The organism is Sphingomonas sp. HDW15A, assembly GCF_011301715.1.
In the GTDB taxonomy this organism is placed as follows: Bacteria; Pseudomonadota; Alphaproteobacteria; order Sphingomonadales; family Sphingomonadaceae; genus Sphingomicrobium.
The window spans coordinates 1,564,580-1,578,368 of record NZ_CP049870.1 but is presented as its reverse complement, the minus strand read 5'-3'; the positions used below and the strand labels follow the sequence as shown (position 1 = coordinate 1,578,368).

Below are 13,789 nucleotides of genomic sequence, written 5' to 3'. Positions count from 1 at the left end.
GTGCTCGATGCTGATGAGACCGCCGTCCAGAACCAGGGGCTGGAATATGCCCTGGCCGCGCGGGGCGTTGCCAGCGACCGGCCGGTCATCAACGCCTGGCAGAACGCGCCGCAATTGGCCGCTCCGGCCATGCCCGGCGCAGTCGAGGCACTCGCGAACATTCGCAAGCTCGGCGTGACGGTGATCTTCAACACCAACCGGGACACGCCGACCGCGGCCGCAACCGCCGCGACACTGAATTCCGCTGGCGTCGGTCCGGCAGAGCACTTGAGGACCATGTTCCTGCGCGGCGACGTCGACGGGAAAAGCGGCAAGGACGGACGGCGATTACATGTCGCCAGCATTTATTGCGTCATCGCGATGGCCGGCGACCAGATGGGCGACTTCTCAGACCTGCTCAACGCGCAGGGTCTTGCTCCGCTCTCCCGGCGCCAACTCGCTTCGACGGGCAGGATCGGCGCTTTGTGGGGCAATGGCTGGTTCATCCTGTCCAACCCCGTCTACGGCCCCGGTCTCCGCGGCGATTTGAACGAAGTATTCGCGCCCGAGAACCGTTGGCAGCCCGTAAATATCGTGGAGACGAAGTAATGCCTTGGGACCGCAACCAGATGGCCGCGCGCGCCGCCCAGGAGCTCGAGGACGGCTATTACGTCAACCTGGGCATCGGCATCCCGACGCTGGTCGCCAACTACATCCCCGCCGGCAAGACCGTCACCTTGCAATCAGAAAACGGAATGCTTGGGATTGGCCCGTTCCCCTATCCGGACGAGGTCGACGCCGATCTCATCAATGCTGGCAAGCAAACCGTCAGCCAGTTGCCGCAAACCAGCTATTTCGACAGCGCTCAAAGCTTCGCCATGATCCGCGGCGGTCACATCGATTTGGCCGTCCTCGGCGCCATGGAAGTGAGCGAGAAGGGCGACATCGCCAACTGGATGATACCTGGCAAGATGATCAAGGGCATGGGCGGCGCGATGGATCTCGTCGCCGGCGTCAAGAAGATTATCGTCGTGATGGAGCACACGTCAAAGAACGGCGACCCAAAATTCATTCCGGAATGCACCCTGCCGCTGACCGGCAAGAACGTGATCGACATGATTATCACCGACCTCGCCGTGTTCCAGCGCCCGGATCATGATAGTACATTCCGGCTGATCGAGACCGCGCCGGACGTCACGCGCGAGGAAATTCGCTCAAAGACGACGGCCAACTACGTGGAATGAGGCGGCTGGCTCTCTTCATTGCGCTCGCTGCTGCGCCCGCCGCGGCAGAGGTGCCGATCGAGATTGCGGCAACGGGCCATGCCACCGTTCGAGTCGAAGGAAGTTTCGGCACTCGACAGTTCGTTTTTGACACGGGTGCGGAGGGGACTGCGGTTTATGCCGATTTCGCCGACGAGGCAGGATTGGTTTCGGCCGGCAGAGAGAAGTTGCAAGGCCAGACCGGCACTGCGGATGTGGCGCTGGTTCGTCTGGAACGGCTATCGCTCGACGGGACGGCGAAAGGGCCGCTCGACGCGGTCCGGCTCGATCCGCGCGCCGATGGCGTACCGCTGGCCGGAATCGTCGGGCTCGACCTGTTCGGGCAAAGTACGGTCGATTTCGATCTGCCTCGCAAGCGCCTTGCCCTTCTGGCAATGGGCGCGCGTCCGGTGGCCGGTGCTGGAATTGTCGCTACGCCGACAACGGGCAACCTGCTGACAATTCCGGTTAGGATCGGAGCCGTTACAGCGACAGCCGTGATCGATACAGGGGCGCGCAAGACCCGTATCAACTGGAGGCTCGGTCGCATGCTGGGCATCGATCCGGCCAAGGTCGGGAAGGGCGATATCATCCAAGGCGCGACCAACAAGGCCATCGAAACCGGCGCGACGCAGATCGCTGACGTCCGCCTTGGTAATCGGCAGTTGGCCAATGCGCCGGTGCTCGTCGCAGACCTGCCGGTTTTCGAGGCGTTCGGCGTGGCCGACAAGCCGGCGATCATCCTGGGTCTCGACTGGCTGGAAGCGACGCGGATGGTGATCGATTTTCCGGGGCGGCTAGTCTGGTTCGAGGCGGGGAGTTGAGGGCCGCACCGAGCCTGCTGGCGGCGGTCGCCCTCGGATGTTCCAAGGCGCCAACCGTCATCGACGGCTCTAGTCCCGAGGCATTTGCCGAAAGCACGGAAAAGGCCCGGCGGGACCTGCCTGTTGCGGAACGGCTGGCGTTCGACTCCGCATTGAAATCGCCGCCCGGGAAGCGGATCTCGGATAACGACTTCGAGGCTGCTGCGATCGCGCGCAACACCTATGACGGAATGACCGCCGTCGAGGTCGTCGAGATCAATCGTTAGTAAAATGAGGGGTGCCCATGTCCATTTATCGATGTTTGATCGTTGCCGGGATGGTCCTGCCGGCTGTCCCGGCCGCAGCACAGCCCAGACTGCAGGTGGAGCTTCTGCGCCTCGATTGCGGGACCCTCGACGTCAAGTTGGAAAACTTCTCCGACACCGGCATGTATGCTGGGCAGAAACGCACGCTCGCCGCGAGTTGCTACCTCGTTAGAAACGGCGATCGCTACCTCCTCTGGGACACGGGCGTCGACGGCGCGCTGGCCGGCAAGCCCAAGGACAAGCAGGGCACCTTCCTCAAGGAAACGATCGCCACCCAACTTTCGCGGATCGGCCTCAAGCCATCGAACATCAACTACGTTGGGATCAGTCACTATCATTACGACCACACCGGCCAGCTCACCGATTTTCCGAATGCGACATTGCTTCAGGGGAAAGCCGACTGGGACATCGTCAAGGTCTGGCCGCCCGCCGAACCCCGGTATCGCCGCTGGCTGACGGGCGGCGGCAGGCTGGAGCTTGTCGAGGGCGACAAGGATGTGTTCGGCGACGGCTCGGTCAGGATGATCGATCTGCCGGGCCACACCGAGGGGCACCATGCCCTGCTCGTCAAACTGGCGAGTGGCCCAGTTCTGATTTCCGGCGACCAGTATCACTTCACGGAAAATCGAACCGTTGGCGGAGTGCCCTCGTTCAACGTCAACCGCGCGGACACCCTGGCGTCGCACGACCGGTTCGAGAAGCTGGCCAAGAACTTGAAGGCGAAGGTCATCATCCAGCATGAGCCGGCCGACATCTCGAAGCTCCCCGCATTTCCGGAAACTGCAAAGTGAAGGCGCTTCTCTCCGGGGCTCCGGGCGGTCCGGAAACGCTCGAGCTTGCCGAGACCGATGCTCCGGTTGCCGGTCCAGGCGACATCCTGGTCCGCGTTCGCGCTTGCGCAATCAATTATCCCGACGTCCTGATCATCGAGGACAAGTACCAATTCAAGCCGCCGCGCCCGTTCGCGCCCGGGGGCGAGATCGCCGGTGAGGTCGTCGCGGTGGGCGAGAACGTCACCGGCTGGACGATCGGTGACCGGGTCATTGGCGCCTGCGGCTGGAACGGGCTTGCAGAAGTGGCGGTGCTCCCAGCACGGAATGCGTTCCGCCTGCCCGACGACCGCGATTTTACTGAAGGAGCAGCGCTGCTCATGACCTACGGTACGTCGATCCATGCCTTGTGGGATCGCGGGAAGCTGAAGGCCGGGGAAATATTGCTCGTGCTTGGTGCCGCTGGCGGTGTCGGACTCGCGGCTGTGGAACTCGGCAAGGCCCGCGGCGCGCGCGTGATCGGTGCAGTCTCTTCTGAAGAAAAAGCGCAGGCCGTGCGGGATGCAGGTGCCGACGATGCGCTGGTCTATCCGCGCGGGCCGCTCGACAAGGACGCTTCAAAAGCCCTGGCTGAGGCAATCAAGTCGGCCGTCGGCAAGGACGGGGCGAATGTCATCTACGACCCGGTCGGCGGCGATTACGCCGAGCCGGCACTTCGCGCCATCGCCTGGGAAGGGCGATACCTGGTGGTCGGCTTCCCGGCGGGCATCCCCCGGCTTCCGCTGAACCTGACGCTGCTCAAGAGCTGCGACGTTTGCGGAGTATTCTGGGGCGCCTTTGCCGCACGCGATCCTCAGGCCAACGCCGCACATGTCACCGAGCTGTTCAGCCTTTGGGAGGCAGGAAAGATCGCTCCGAAGGTTAGCGCGACCTTTCCGCTCGAACGGGCCGGCGAGGCAATCGCCGCACTCGGTGCACGTTCTGCCATCGGCAAGCTGGTCGTCACGCTGGACTGAGGCTGCGCTCCCGCCTATCTGGCCTCAAAATCAGTCGAAAGAGGCCGCAAGTTCATGTCCCAGTTCGAAGACCGCGAGCGCGCGTTCGAAGCGAAGTTCGCGCGCGACGAGGAAATGCAGTTCCGAATCATCGCCCGCCGCAACCGTCTGCTCGGGCAATGGGCCGCGATAAAAATGGGACTGACCGAGGCCGAGGCCGACAGCTATGCGAAGGACGTCGTACGTGCCGACTTCGAGGAGGCCGGTGACGAGGACGTGATTCGCAAGCTCCTTGGCGACCTCACGTCCGCAGGGATCGATTGCGACGAGGAACAGATTCGCGAAGCGCTTAGCCACAAGGCTGTAGAGGCGCGCCGCCAGATCATCGAGCAAACGAACTAAGGGAGAGGCGGCGGATGGCCATGCGTTCGGAGGAGATCGAGGCAATGATCCTCGAAGCCTTCCCAGAGGCACGGGTCGAGATTCGCGATCTTGCCGGCGATGGCGACCATTATGCCGCCCGCGTTGTAGCGCCTGAATTCGCGGGTATGAGCCGGGTGCGCCAACACCAGGCGGTCTATGCTGCCCTAAAAGGGAAAATGGGAACGGATCTGCACGCCCTGCAGTTGGAAACCGCCGTTCCATCCGGAGATCACGAATGAGCGAAGCCACAAGCCGCATTGACGGGATCGTTAAAGGCCATGACGTCGTCCTTTTCATGAAAGGCAGCGCGCTTTTCCCGCAGTGCGGTTTTTCTAGCAGGGCGGTGGCGATCCTGGATCATCTCGGAGTGAAGTTCGAGACCGTGGATGTGCTTCAGGACCAGGAAATCCGTCAAGGCATCAAGGATTATTCCGATTGGCCGACGATTCCCCAGCTTTACGTCAAGGGTGAGTTCGTCGGCGGAAGTGACATCATGATGGAAATGTTCGAAAGTGGTGAGTTGCAGCAGCTCGTCGCCGATGTCGAGAAAGCCGACGGATAGGAAAAAGGGCGGCTGCGGGACCAGAGAGAACCGCTGCCGCCCTTTGAGTTTGGTTTGTGGAACCAAGTGGACGCAACCAAGGATGCAACCGGTGTGCCAAATGAGAAAAATACCGGAAATATCGGAAAAATCTTGCTTGTCGTCTGACGGCGTGATCCCCGTTCGTAAACTTTCCCGACAGTTTTCCGGGTGCGCGCGCAAGTCCGGCACTTTCCTCACGATCGCGGGTTGAGCCCGCAATGAGCCGCCACGATCCGCCTTGCCCCATGTCAGTTCCCGAAGGCCGACTCCTCTGCGACCTTACGCAGAGCTGGTCGGCGGTTGGCGGCGGTGTTGGCACTTATCTCCGCCATAAGCGCCAGCACATCCTTCGCAGCACGCCGCATCGTCATTTGCTGATCGTGCCCGGCGCCAAGGACTCGGTGACCGAAGAGGGTCGCGCAATCACCGCCACCATCGCTTCGCCGAAAGTGCCGGGCAGCCCGAATTATCGGTTGCTGCTTCGCAATGGCGCCGTTCGAAAGGTGCTCGACCGGTTCAGGCCGGACCTGATCGAGTGCCAGGATGCCTACAATTTACCCTGGGCGGCGATCGCCCACGCCCGTCGCAACCCCGGAACCGCACTGGTCGCGGCTTACTGCACCGATTTCCCGGTCGTGTACGTTGAACGCCCTTTCACACGCATTGTTGGCAGGACAATCGCTGGCGCGGCATCGCGACTTTGCTACAACTACTGCGGATCGCTATATCGCCGTTTCGACATGCTCTATGCCATGAGCGAAAATGGCGGTGCTGCAAAACTTCGCGCCCTCGGACTAAGCCCCGAAGTGGTTCCGCTGGGAGTGGAACTTGGCGAGTTCTCGCCAGAACGCCGTGACCCCGCGATCCGCGCCACGTTCGGAGCCGCAGACGGAACGCCTTTGCTAATCTACGCTGGCCGCCTCGACCGGGAGAAGCGTGCCAATACCGTGGTCGAAGCCTTTCAACGACTTCCGGATGCACTTGGCGCGCGGCTGCTGCTTGTCGGGGATGGTCCATTGCGCGAGGAGATCGTCGCGCTTGCCGACCCGCGAATCCATGCGCCGGGTTATATCGGAGACCGCAATCTTCTCGCCACACTGCTCGCCAGCGCCGATCTATATGTTTCGGGGATGGCAGACGAGACATTCGGAATCTCCATTATCGAAGCGCAGGCTTCGGGCCTTCCGGTTGTCGGCGTTGCGGCAGGGGCAATGATCGACCGCGTCGACGAGGCCACAGGCCGACTCGGGCCGGTCGACGACAGTGCGGCGATGGCCGCCAACATCGTCGACATCCTCTCCGCCGATCATGGCGCAATGTCCCGCGCCGCTGTGGCCAAGGCTCACTATTACGGCTGGGACCGAAGCATGGAGCAGCTGTTCGGCTCGCTCTATCCGCTGGCACTCCGATCGGCCGCACAGCGGTCCCTGCCCGGCGCGGCGACTGCAAGACCGGCCTTCGCGGAAGCCTGATCAGCACCATTCATCGCGCGTTCATTGATTGACTACAATTGTAGTCGAATGAACGACGAAATCCGATTTTCCGAAGGCGAGTTGGAGCTGATGGCGATCTTGTGGTCGCGATCCCCGCTGGCTGCAAGCGACATCATCGCAGCGGCGCCGCCCGAGCGCGAATGGTCCGCGACGACAGTGAAGACCATGCTTGCGCGACTGGTCGAGAAAGGCGCCCTGGCGACCAAGTCGCAAGGACGCCGCTTCCTTTATACACCGACCGTCGGGCGGGACTCGGTCGCCGCCGGCCAGGCTGGCCGCCTAGTCGACCGGCTTTTCGGTGGCCGCTTGTCGCCGCTTGTCGCTCAGCTGGCGGCCCGGCGTGACCTTAGCGAAGAGGATGTCGCAGAGCTCGAGGCGCTGGTGAAGGAACTGCGGAAGTGAGCGCACTGGCTGTCAATCTTCTCGGCGCATCGTTGTTGGTCGCGATCGTCCTCCTGATTCGCCGGCCGGTGGCCCGGACTTTCGGCGCGCGCGCGGCTTATGCCTTGTGGCTCGCCCCTGCAATTCGGCTGATGTTTCCGCCGCTTCCGGATTTCGTGCCCACGACGGCTGAGGCCAGAGGATCAGTAGACTGGTCGATCATCGTTGAACCCGTCGCCCGCGCCGCCGCGAGCCGGCCGTCCATCGACTGGACATTGGTCTGGGGCGCCGGCGCACTGACGTTCCTCGGCCTGCACCTCCTTCGGCATTGGTGGTTCCTGCATCGCGCACTCCGCGACGGGCGCCCGTACGAGGTCGACGGCATCGACTGCGACATGGTAATTACGCCGGCCGTCGATGGGCCGGCCGCGACGGGACTGATCCATCGCCTGATCCTGCTTCCGGCAGATTTCGAGGCGCGCTTCACTCCGGATCAGCAGCGGGTCGCACTACTCCATGAATGCCTCCACCACCGCCGCGGCGATCTGTGGGCTTCAGCTGCCGCCCTTTTCGGTGCCGCAGCGCTATGGTTCAACCCGCTCGCCTACATAGCGCTGGGTGCATTCCGGCGGGACATGGAATCGGCCTGCGATTCCACCGTTCTCGAAACGCCTGGGGCATGCGACCCGCAGTTCTACGGCGAGACGATATTGCGCAGTGCCGCCCGGCCGATCCCGCGCTCGCTGTGCGCCCTGACATCCATCGATGAACTGAAAGGACGATTGATCATGTTGAATGCTACCCACGGTTCGTTCCGCCGCTTTGCCGGGCTTGGCGTTGCCGCTTTTCTGGTCGTTGGCGGGCTTGCACTTCCGAACCCCGCCATCGCGCAGGACAAGAAAGAAGAGACCGTCATCGAGAAGAAGATCATCATGCATGGCGACGGCAAGCACGAGATGAGTGCCGACCACGAAGGAATGCATGAGATGAAGTGCCCTGGCGAGATGACGACGATCGAGTCGAGTGCCGGAACCAGCGGCGACAAGAAGGAGCAGCGCAAGATCGCGATCTGCTCCAAATCGGGTGACAAGGCCGAAATCGCGGCAGGCCTCGAAAAGGCGCTCGCCCGAATTGAGAAGGACAGCGACATCGACGCGACGGCAAAGGCGGATATCTCCGCCAAGCTGCGCGCCAAGATTGCGGAACTTCGCGGGCAGTAAAAAGTAGCTCGCGCGAGACGAAAGCGAGGCGTCCGCGGTATCCACTGCGGGCGCCTTCACTTTTTCGTTTACAAACGTAATCGGTGTAGATTACATCTGTAATCGTAAGTGAGGGTCCGGCCGTGGAAAAGCGCCTAAGTGACGCGGAGTGGGAAGTGATGGAAGTGCTCTGGTCGGCAGACCAGCCACTGACCGCCATGGACATCGCCACGCGTGTGCCGACCGACCGCGACTGGTCGCTAGCGACCGTAAAGAGCCTTTTGTCGCGGCTGCTGGCCAAGCGCGCGGTTGAGCCCAAGAAGGATGGCCGCCGTTTCCTTTATTCGCCATCGCTGGATCGCGAGCACTATGTGGCCGATGAGTCGCGGCGTTTCGTAGGCCGCCTGTTCGGTGGTAAGCTCTCGCCCCTCTTCGCCCGCCTCGCCGAGGAGGAAGCACTCGACAAAGAAGACATCGACGCGATCGAGGCTTTGCTGAAGGAGCTGCGCAAGTGATCGACTGGCTCGCCGACACCTTCATCGCGACAACCCTTCTCATGGGCGGGGTGCTGCTGATCCGCGAACCTGCTCGCAAGGAGTTCGGCCCAGCTGTCGCCTACGGTCTTTGGCTGATTCCCGCCATTCGAATTCTCATGCCGACGCTGACCACGACGGTCGAGCGTACGGGTCCAGCGTCCGAGCCTTTGGCTGCGCCCGCGCCCGTATTGGTCGCCTCGCTGGCGACTCCGGTCCAGTCTGTGCCTTTGCCGGAACCGGGCTTGCTCGACATGCTTGGCGGATGGACCACTCTGGCCGTTGCCGTCTGGTTGGCTGGCGCCGCGGCGTTGCTTGTGCGTGGCACAACAATCTACCTTCGCCAACGGCAAGCGGTCATCGGCGACAGCGTTCAGCTCGCCAGGCTCGACGGCATCAGGATCGTGCGTAGCGCCGCGGTGCGCGGGCCGATGGCGTTCGGAGTTCTGGACCGCGTGATAGCCCTGCCGCTCGATTTCGAGGGGCGTTACGACGCCCATCAGCGGCGGCTGGCGCTCGATCACGAGCTTGCTCATCACAAATCGGGCGACCTTGTCGCCAATCACTTCGCCTTCGTCCTCCTTTGCCTCCAGTGGTTCAACCCACTGGCCTGGGCATCGCATGCGGCCTTCCGGTTCGACCAGGAAGCGGCCTGCGACGCCCGGGTATTGGACAAGGCCAATGGCCACGATCGCGCTGCTTATGGGCAGACGATCGCCATGGCCGCTTCGGGACGAGCGCTGCTGTTCGCTGGCGCGCTCGATCGTCCAAGCACCCTGCAAAGGAGGTTACATTCCATGTTATCGAGTCCGAATTCCAAGCGCCGTTTCACTGGCAAGGCGCTGATCGCCGTCACAGCAATCGCGGTGCTGCCGCTTACAGCGACCTGGGCGACACTTTACGTCGATCCCGCCGCACCAACCGCACCCATAGCTCCGGTCGCGCCGGCAGCGGTTCAATCTGCCCCGCAAGCTCCGATGGCGCCTGAAGCACCGGTTGCGCCTGTTGCTCCGGTCGCTCCGATGCAGGTCAACGGTGAGAACATCACGATCAATGGTCAGACCAAGAGATGGCAAGACCTGACTCCAGCGGAACGGGAACAGGTTCGGCGTGATATCGCCAAGGCCCGGGCTGAGCTGGCGAACACGAAGATCGATCGGGCCGAGATCGATCGGGAGGTGCGCGAAGCGATGGCCGAAGTGCAGAAGAACAAGCAGGAAATGGCGCGCGACTTGGCTGAAGCGCGGATCGACGTTACCCAAGCGATGCGCGAGATCGATGCCAATGCCGCCGAGATTCGCCGGGCCGGGCAGGACCCTGAAAAGATCAAGGCGCAGGTCCGCGCGTCGCTGAAGGCCGTCGAGGCGATTGATATCGAGGCCATCACCCGCAAGGCGCTTGCATCGGTCGATCCGCAGGTCATCGCCGCCAGCTTAGCGGCTGCAGAAGCGTCGATCGCTCAGGCCGAAGCGGAAATTGAACGGCTCGAATCCCGCCTCGAGCAAATGGACGACGACAATTAACCGGGCCCGAAGCGGCGCAAGGGCACCGTAACGGTGCTTTGCGTGGCGGGGCGTCCGTGGCAGAGGCAAAGCCGTGGACGCCCCTTACGCCTTTCTGGAACAGGTCGAGCCCAAAATCGGCCGCCTGTTGGCGCGCAATCCATCACCCTATACTTACACCGGAACCCAGACTTACCTTGCGGGCGTCAACGAGGTGATCGTCATCGATCCCGGACCGGCAGTCCCGGGGCATGTCGAGGCCATCGTCAAAGCAATCAACGGCCGCCCAGTCGCGGCGATCGCTTGCACGCACACGCATCGTGACCATTCGCCGGCGGCTGCGCCGGTGAAGGAAGCGACGGGGGCGCCCATCATCGGCTGCGCGCCGTTGAGCCTCGAAGCGGTCGGCCCGCGCGCCGACGCCGCTTTCGACGCCGACTACGCGCCGGACCGCGTGCTTGCGGACGGCGAGGCGATCGAATTCGACGGCGGCAGGCAATTCGTCGCCGTCGCGACACCAGGACATACCTCCAACCACCTTTGCTATGCGCTTGGCGACGCGCTCTTCACGGGCGACCACGTCATGGGCTGGTCGACAACCGTTGTCGTTCCGCCGGACGGCGACATGGGCGAATTCATGGCAAGCCTAGAGAAGCTCCGGCAGCGCGGCGACCGGATCTTCTATCCTGCGCACGGGGCGCCGGTGACCAGGCCCCAGCAATTTCTGCGCGGGCTGATCGGCCATCGCATGCAGCGCGAGAAGCAAATCTTGCGGCTGGTCGGCGAGGGCGTCGGCACAGTCCCGGCGATTGTCGCGGCGGCATACCCTGGTCTCGACCCGCGGCTGGTGCCGGCGGCCGGCGGATCGGTGACCGCCCATCTTTTGGACCTTGAGCGGCGCGGGCTCGTTCACCACCTTGAGAGCGAGGATCAATGGACGACCCACTGACACCAAGGAGCGCCCGGCGGATTCCCGCCCCGGTGATCGCCGCGATGATCGTCGCTGCGCTATTGCTGGGACTGCTTGCCGGTGGCGTGAGCAAGGTCGGAAGCTGGCTGTTCGGTTCCGGCCCCGACCCGCAGACCGTGGCGACTTCGGCGCTGCAATCGATGCGCGCGCAGAACCGGCTGGTGCCCTTCGTCGCCCGCTATGTCTCGGTCACGTCGAGCCGGCAGGAGCGCTTCGGCGGCCTCGTCAGCGCGGAGCGGACGCTCATCCTTCCGGGCGACGTCCGCTATGAGCTCGACCTATCGAAGCTAGGCCCCAATGACGTGAAATGGGATCAAGGGTCGAGCACGCTGGAAGTGACGTTGCCGGACATCGAGCTTGCCGGGCCGGAAGTCGATCTCGCCGCTGCGCGCGAATATGGCGAAGGCGGCGTTCTCGGCGCGGTGACCGATGCGGAAAGCACGCTTGACCGAGCCAATCGCGCGCGGGCCGTCGCCGACCTCAGAAAGCAGGCGTCCGGCGCGGTGCCAATGAGCCTTGCGCGAGAGGCTGGGCGGCAGGCGATCGAACGAAGTTTCGCGATGCCGCTACAGGCGGCGGGTTTCACCAATGCCAAGGTCGTCGCACGCTATCGAGGCGAGACAAAAGAACCGCCCGAATATCTTGACCGCAGCCGTTCCTATAACGAAGTGCTTGAAGAGGCGGCGCAACGCCGAGGAGAAAAACGGTGACCGCGCAATCGCAGACGTTGAAGGGGCTGGACCTCCTCGCCGAAATCAAGCGGCTGAAGACGGAGCGCAACGCGGTCATCCTCGCGCATTATTACCAGAAGCCGGAAATCCAGGACCTTGCCGATTTCGTCGGCGACAGCCTGGACCTGTCGCGCAAAGCCGCGGCCACAGATGCGGATGTTATCGCCTTTTGCGGCGTGCGATTCATGGCCGAGACCGCGAAGATCCTGTCGCCGGACAAGATCGTCGTCCTGCCGGACATGGAAGCAGGTTGCAGCCTGGAGGACAGCTGCCCGCCCGACCAGTTCAAGGCTTTTCGGGAGAAGCACCCGGACCATATCGCGCTGACCTACATCAACTGCTCGGCCGAAGTGAAAGCGCTCAGCGACATCATCGTCACTTCCTCGAGCGCGGAGGCGATTCTTGACCAGATTCCGAAGGACCAGAAGATCATCTTCGGTCCCGACCGGCACCTCGGCGGTTATCTCGCCCGCAAGTTCGGGCGCGAAATGCTGCTTTGGCCCGGCATCTGCATCGTCCACCAGGCGTTTTCGGAAACCAAGCTGTTGAAGCTGAAAGCCGAGCATCCCGGAGCTCCAGTGGCGGCGCATCCGGAATGCCCTCCGCACATCATCGACCATGCCGACATGGTCGGATCGACCAGCGCGATCCTGAAATTCGCGATCGAAAGCCCGAACGACACCATCCTGGTTGCGACAGAACCGCACATCATCCACCAGATGGAGAAGGCGGCGCCGAACAAGACGTTCATCGGCGTGCCCGGCGGCGACGGCAACTGCAACTGCAACATGTGCCCGTACATGGCGCTCAACACGCTGGAGAAGCTATATTTCGCGCTTCGCGACCTTCAGCCGCGCATTGAGCTTTCGCCCGAGGTCATGGAGGCGGCGAGAAAGCCGCTGCAGCGGATGCTCGAAATGGCTGGGCATACCGTCGGGCAGGGCGATGTCGGGCGGCCGAAGCTCAAGAACGACGAACTCGATGCGGGTACTCTAAGCGGCCCGCAGGTTGCGGGCGAGTAAGAAAAACCGGTTGTTATCTGACCGTTCGTCGAAACTGTCGTCAAGAACTCGAATAAACGTTGCATGTATCAACAACGCTGTTTAGCAGCGGCGGCGCGGGCGACTTCGCCCGTTTTTTTATAAATCCAGAATCTATTGGGGGTATTTCATGCGTACCAAGATCCTACTCGCGCTCGGCGCAGCCACGCTGGTTGGCTCGCCGGCCTTTGCCGCTGGCTTCACCGGCCCGCGCGCTGAAGTCCGTGGCGGTTTTGACCGCTTCACGATCGACGTCGATTACGACGATGGGTTCGATGAATTCTCGGACGACGGAGACGATTCCGGTTTCAACCTCGGCGCTGAGGTCGGCTACGACTTCCCGATCGGGGCGCAGGGTATCTTCGGTGCCTATGCCGGTGCCGAATGGGCGACCACCAAGGAATGCGGCGAAGTCTACGGCGATGACAAGGCTTGCCTGAAGCTCGGCCGCAACTTCACGCTCGGTGGCCGCGTCGGCGCCGCTGTGTCGCCGACGATCCTGCTCTACGCCAAGGCCGGCTACAGCAACGGCCAGCTGAAGTCGACGTATGAGGACTTCATCGACAGCGACTACGATTACTCGGACAAGGCCGACCGCGACGGCTTCCATTTCGGCCTTGGTGGGGAAATGGCGGTTAGCTCGACCGGCTATGTGCGCGCCGAGTATGTTCGCACGAACTACAACGATTACGACAGTTCGGAAGACGGCGTCGACATTAAGGTCGACAGCCATCGCGATCAGTTGCTGCTCGGCTTCGGCCTGCGCTTCTAAGCGATCGAACTAATGAGATGGTGGGCG

18 protein-coding genes are annotated in these 13,789 nt (G+C 62.6%); all 18 read left to right on the top strand.

Annotated features, from left to right (window positions below; translation table 11 throughout):
- The 18 genes from G7076_RS12475 to G7076_RS08155 all read left to right on the top strand — a co-directional run bounded on the left by G7076_RS12475 (position 1) and on the right by G7076_RS08155 (position 13,762).
- Positions 1 to 588: an HAD family acid phosphatase gene (locus tag G7076_RS12475; RefSeq protein WP_240913756.1), complete on the top strand. Its 588-nt coding sequence runs from the start codon at positions 1 to 3 to the stop codon at positions 586 to 588.
- Positions 588 to 1,223, top strand: coding sequence for a CoA transferase subunit B (locus G7076_RS08235; protein WP_166201934.1), 636 nt, complete (start codon positions 588 to 590; stop codon positions 1,221 to 1,223). Before G7076_RS12475 ends, G7076_RS08235 begins: the two co-directional genes overlap by 1 nt.
- Complete coding sequence (locus G7076_RS08230) at positions 1,220 to 2,065, top strand: retroviral-like aspartic protease family protein (RefSeq protein WP_166201932.1); 846 nt, start codon at positions 1,220 to 1,222, stop codon at positions 2,063 to 2,065. The genes G7076_RS08235 and G7076_RS08230 overlap by 4 nt, the downstream gene beginning before the upstream one ends.
- On the top strand, positions 2,062 to 2,331 hold the full coding sequence (locus G7076_RS08225; protein WP_166201931.1) for a DUF6694 family lipoprotein: 270 nt from the start codon (positions 2,062 to 2,064) through the stop codon (positions 2,329 to 2,331). Before G7076_RS08230 ends, G7076_RS08225 begins: the two co-directional genes overlap by 4 nt.
- A gap of 17 nt (positions 2,332 to 2,348) precedes the next feature.
- On the top strand, positions 2,349 to 3,161 hold the full coding sequence (locus G7076_RS08220; protein ID WP_240913755.1) for an N-acyl homoserine lactonase family protein: 813 nt from the start codon (positions 2,349 to 2,351) through the stop codon (positions 3,159 to 3,161).
- Entirely contained in the window at positions 3,158 to 4,156 is a 999-nt protein-coding gene (locus G7076_RS08215; RefSeq protein WP_166201927.1) for an NADPH:quinone oxidoreductase family protein, read from the top strand. The genes G7076_RS08220 and G7076_RS08215 overlap by 4 nt, the downstream gene beginning before the upstream one ends.
- Positions 4,157 to 4,210: 54 nt before the next feature.
- On the top strand, positions 4,211 to 4,537 hold the full coding sequence (locus tag G7076_RS08210; RefSeq protein WP_166201926.1) for a DUF1476 domain-containing protein: 327 nt from the start codon (positions 4,211 to 4,213) through the stop codon (positions 4,535 to 4,537).
- A 14-nt stretch (positions 4,538 to 4,551) separates the two neighbouring features.
- Positions 4,552 to 4,797, top strand: a complete 246-nt coding sequence (locus G7076_RS08205) for a BolA family transcriptional regulator (protein WP_166201924.1) — start codon at positions 4,552 to 4,554, stop codon at positions 4,795 to 4,797.
- Positions 4,794 to 5,120 (top strand): Grx4 family monothiol glutaredoxin, encoded by a 327-nt coding sequence (gene grxD, locus G7076_RS08200; protein WP_166201922.1) that lies wholly within the window; start codon positions 4,794 to 4,796, stop codon positions 5,118 to 5,120. Before G7076_RS08205 ends, grxD begins: the two co-directional genes overlap by 4 nt.
- 239 nt (positions 5,121 to 5,359) lie before the next feature.
- On the top strand, positions 5,360 to 6,613 hold the full coding sequence (locus G7076_RS08195; RefSeq protein ID WP_166201921.1) for a glycosyltransferase: 1,254 nt from the start codon (positions 5,360 to 5,362) through the stop codon (positions 6,611 to 6,613).
- A 48-nt stretch (positions 6,614 to 6,661) separates the two neighbouring features.
- Positions 6,662 to 7,036, top strand: a complete 375-nt coding sequence (locus tag G7076_RS08190; RefSeq protein WP_166201919.1) for a BlaI/MecI/CopY family transcriptional regulator — start codon at positions 6,662 to 6,664, stop codon at positions 7,034 to 7,036.
- Positions 7,033 to 8,235, top strand: coding sequence for a M56 family metallopeptidase (locus tag G7076_RS08185; RefSeq protein ID WP_166201918.1), 1,203 nt, complete (start codon positions 7,033 to 7,035; stop codon positions 8,233 to 8,235). The genes G7076_RS08190 and G7076_RS08185 overlap by 4 nt, the downstream gene beginning before the upstream one ends.
- A 122-nt stretch (positions 8,236 to 8,357) precedes the next feature.
- Positions 8,358 to 8,729, top strand: coding sequence for a BlaI/MecI/CopY family transcriptional regulator (locus tag G7076_RS08180; RefSeq protein ID WP_166201916.1), 372 nt, complete (start codon positions 8,358 to 8,360; stop codon positions 8,727 to 8,729).
- Positions 8,726 to 10,270 carry a M56 family metallopeptidase gene (locus tag G7076_RS12705; RefSeq protein WP_166201915.1) on the top strand — a complete coding sequence of 515 codons (1,545 nt, stop codon included), beginning with the start codon at positions 8,726 to 8,728 and terminating at the stop codon, positions 10,268 to 10,270. Before G7076_RS08180 ends, G7076_RS12705 begins: the two co-directional genes overlap by 4 nt.
- Before the next feature lie 73 nt (positions 10,271 to 10,343).
- Positions 10,344 to 11,198, top strand: coding sequence for an MBL fold metallo-hydrolase (locus G7076_RS08170; protein ID WP_166201913.1), 855 nt, complete (start codon positions 10,344 to 10,346; stop codon positions 11,196 to 11,198).
- Positions 11,183 to 11,929: a DUF4230 domain-containing protein gene (locus tag G7076_RS08165; RefSeq protein WP_240913754.1), complete on the top strand. Its 747-nt coding sequence runs from the start codon at positions 11,183 to 11,185 to the stop codon at positions 11,927 to 11,929. The genes G7076_RS08170 and G7076_RS08165 overlap by 16 nt, the downstream gene beginning before the upstream one ends.
- A complete protein-coding gene (gene nadA, locus G7076_RS08160) occupies positions 11,926 to 12,972 on the top strand; it encodes a quinolinate synthase NadA (protein ID WP_166201911.1) in 1,047 nt (348 codons plus the stop codon). The genes G7076_RS08165 and nadA overlap by 4 nt, the downstream gene beginning before the upstream one ends.
- Before the next feature lie 148 nt (positions 12,973 to 13,120).
- Complete coding sequence (locus G7076_RS08155; protein ID WP_166201909.1) at positions 13,121 to 13,762, top strand: porin family protein; 642 nt, start codon at positions 13,121 to 13,123, stop codon at positions 13,760 to 13,762.
- Positions 13,763 to 13,789: the final 27 nt, after the last annotated feature.

Excerpts from the sequence above, each read along its gene's own strand:
- G7076_RS08210 (WP_166201926.1), top strand. The coding sequence starts at position 4,211 with ATGTCCCAGTTCGAAGACCGCGAGCGCGCGTTCGAAGCGAAGTTCGCG.
- G7076_RS08220 (WP_240913755.1), top strand. The coding sequence starts at position 2,349 with ATGTCCATTTATCGATGTTTGATCGTTGCCGGGATGGTCCTGCCGGCT.
- G7076_RS08230 (WP_166201932.1), top strand. The coding sequence starts at position 1,220 with ATGAGGCGGCTGGCTCTCTTCATTGCGCTCGCTGCTGCGCCCGCCGCG.
- grxD (WP_166201922.1), top strand. The coding sequence starts at position 4,794 with ATGAGCGAAGCCACAAGCCGCATTGACGGGATCGTTAAAGGCCATGAC.
- G7076_RS08190 (WP_166201919.1), top strand. The coding sequence starts at position 6,662 with ATGAACGACGAAATCCGATTTTCCGAAGGCGAGTTGGAGCTGATGGCG.
- G7076_RS08205 (WP_166201924.1), top strand. The coding sequence starts at position 4,552 with ATGGCCATGCGTTCGGAGGAGATCGAGGCAATGATCCTCGAAGCCTTC.
- G7076_RS08195 (WP_166201921.1), top strand. The coding sequence starts at position 5,360 with ATGAGCCGCCACGATCCGCCTTGCCCCATGTCAGTTCCCGAAGGCCGA.
- G7076_RS08155 (WP_166201909.1), top strand. The coding sequence starts at position 13,121 with ATGCGTACCAAGATCCTACTCGCGCTCGGCGCAGCCACGCTGGTTGGC.
- G7076_RS08235 (WP_166201934.1), top strand. The coding sequence starts at position 588 with ATGCCTTGGGACCGCAACCAGATGGCCGCGCGCGCCGCCCAGGAGCTC.
- G7076_RS08165 (WP_240913754.1), top strand. The coding sequence starts at position 11,183 with ATGGACGACCCACTGACACCAAGGAGCGCCCGGCGGATTCCCGCCCCG.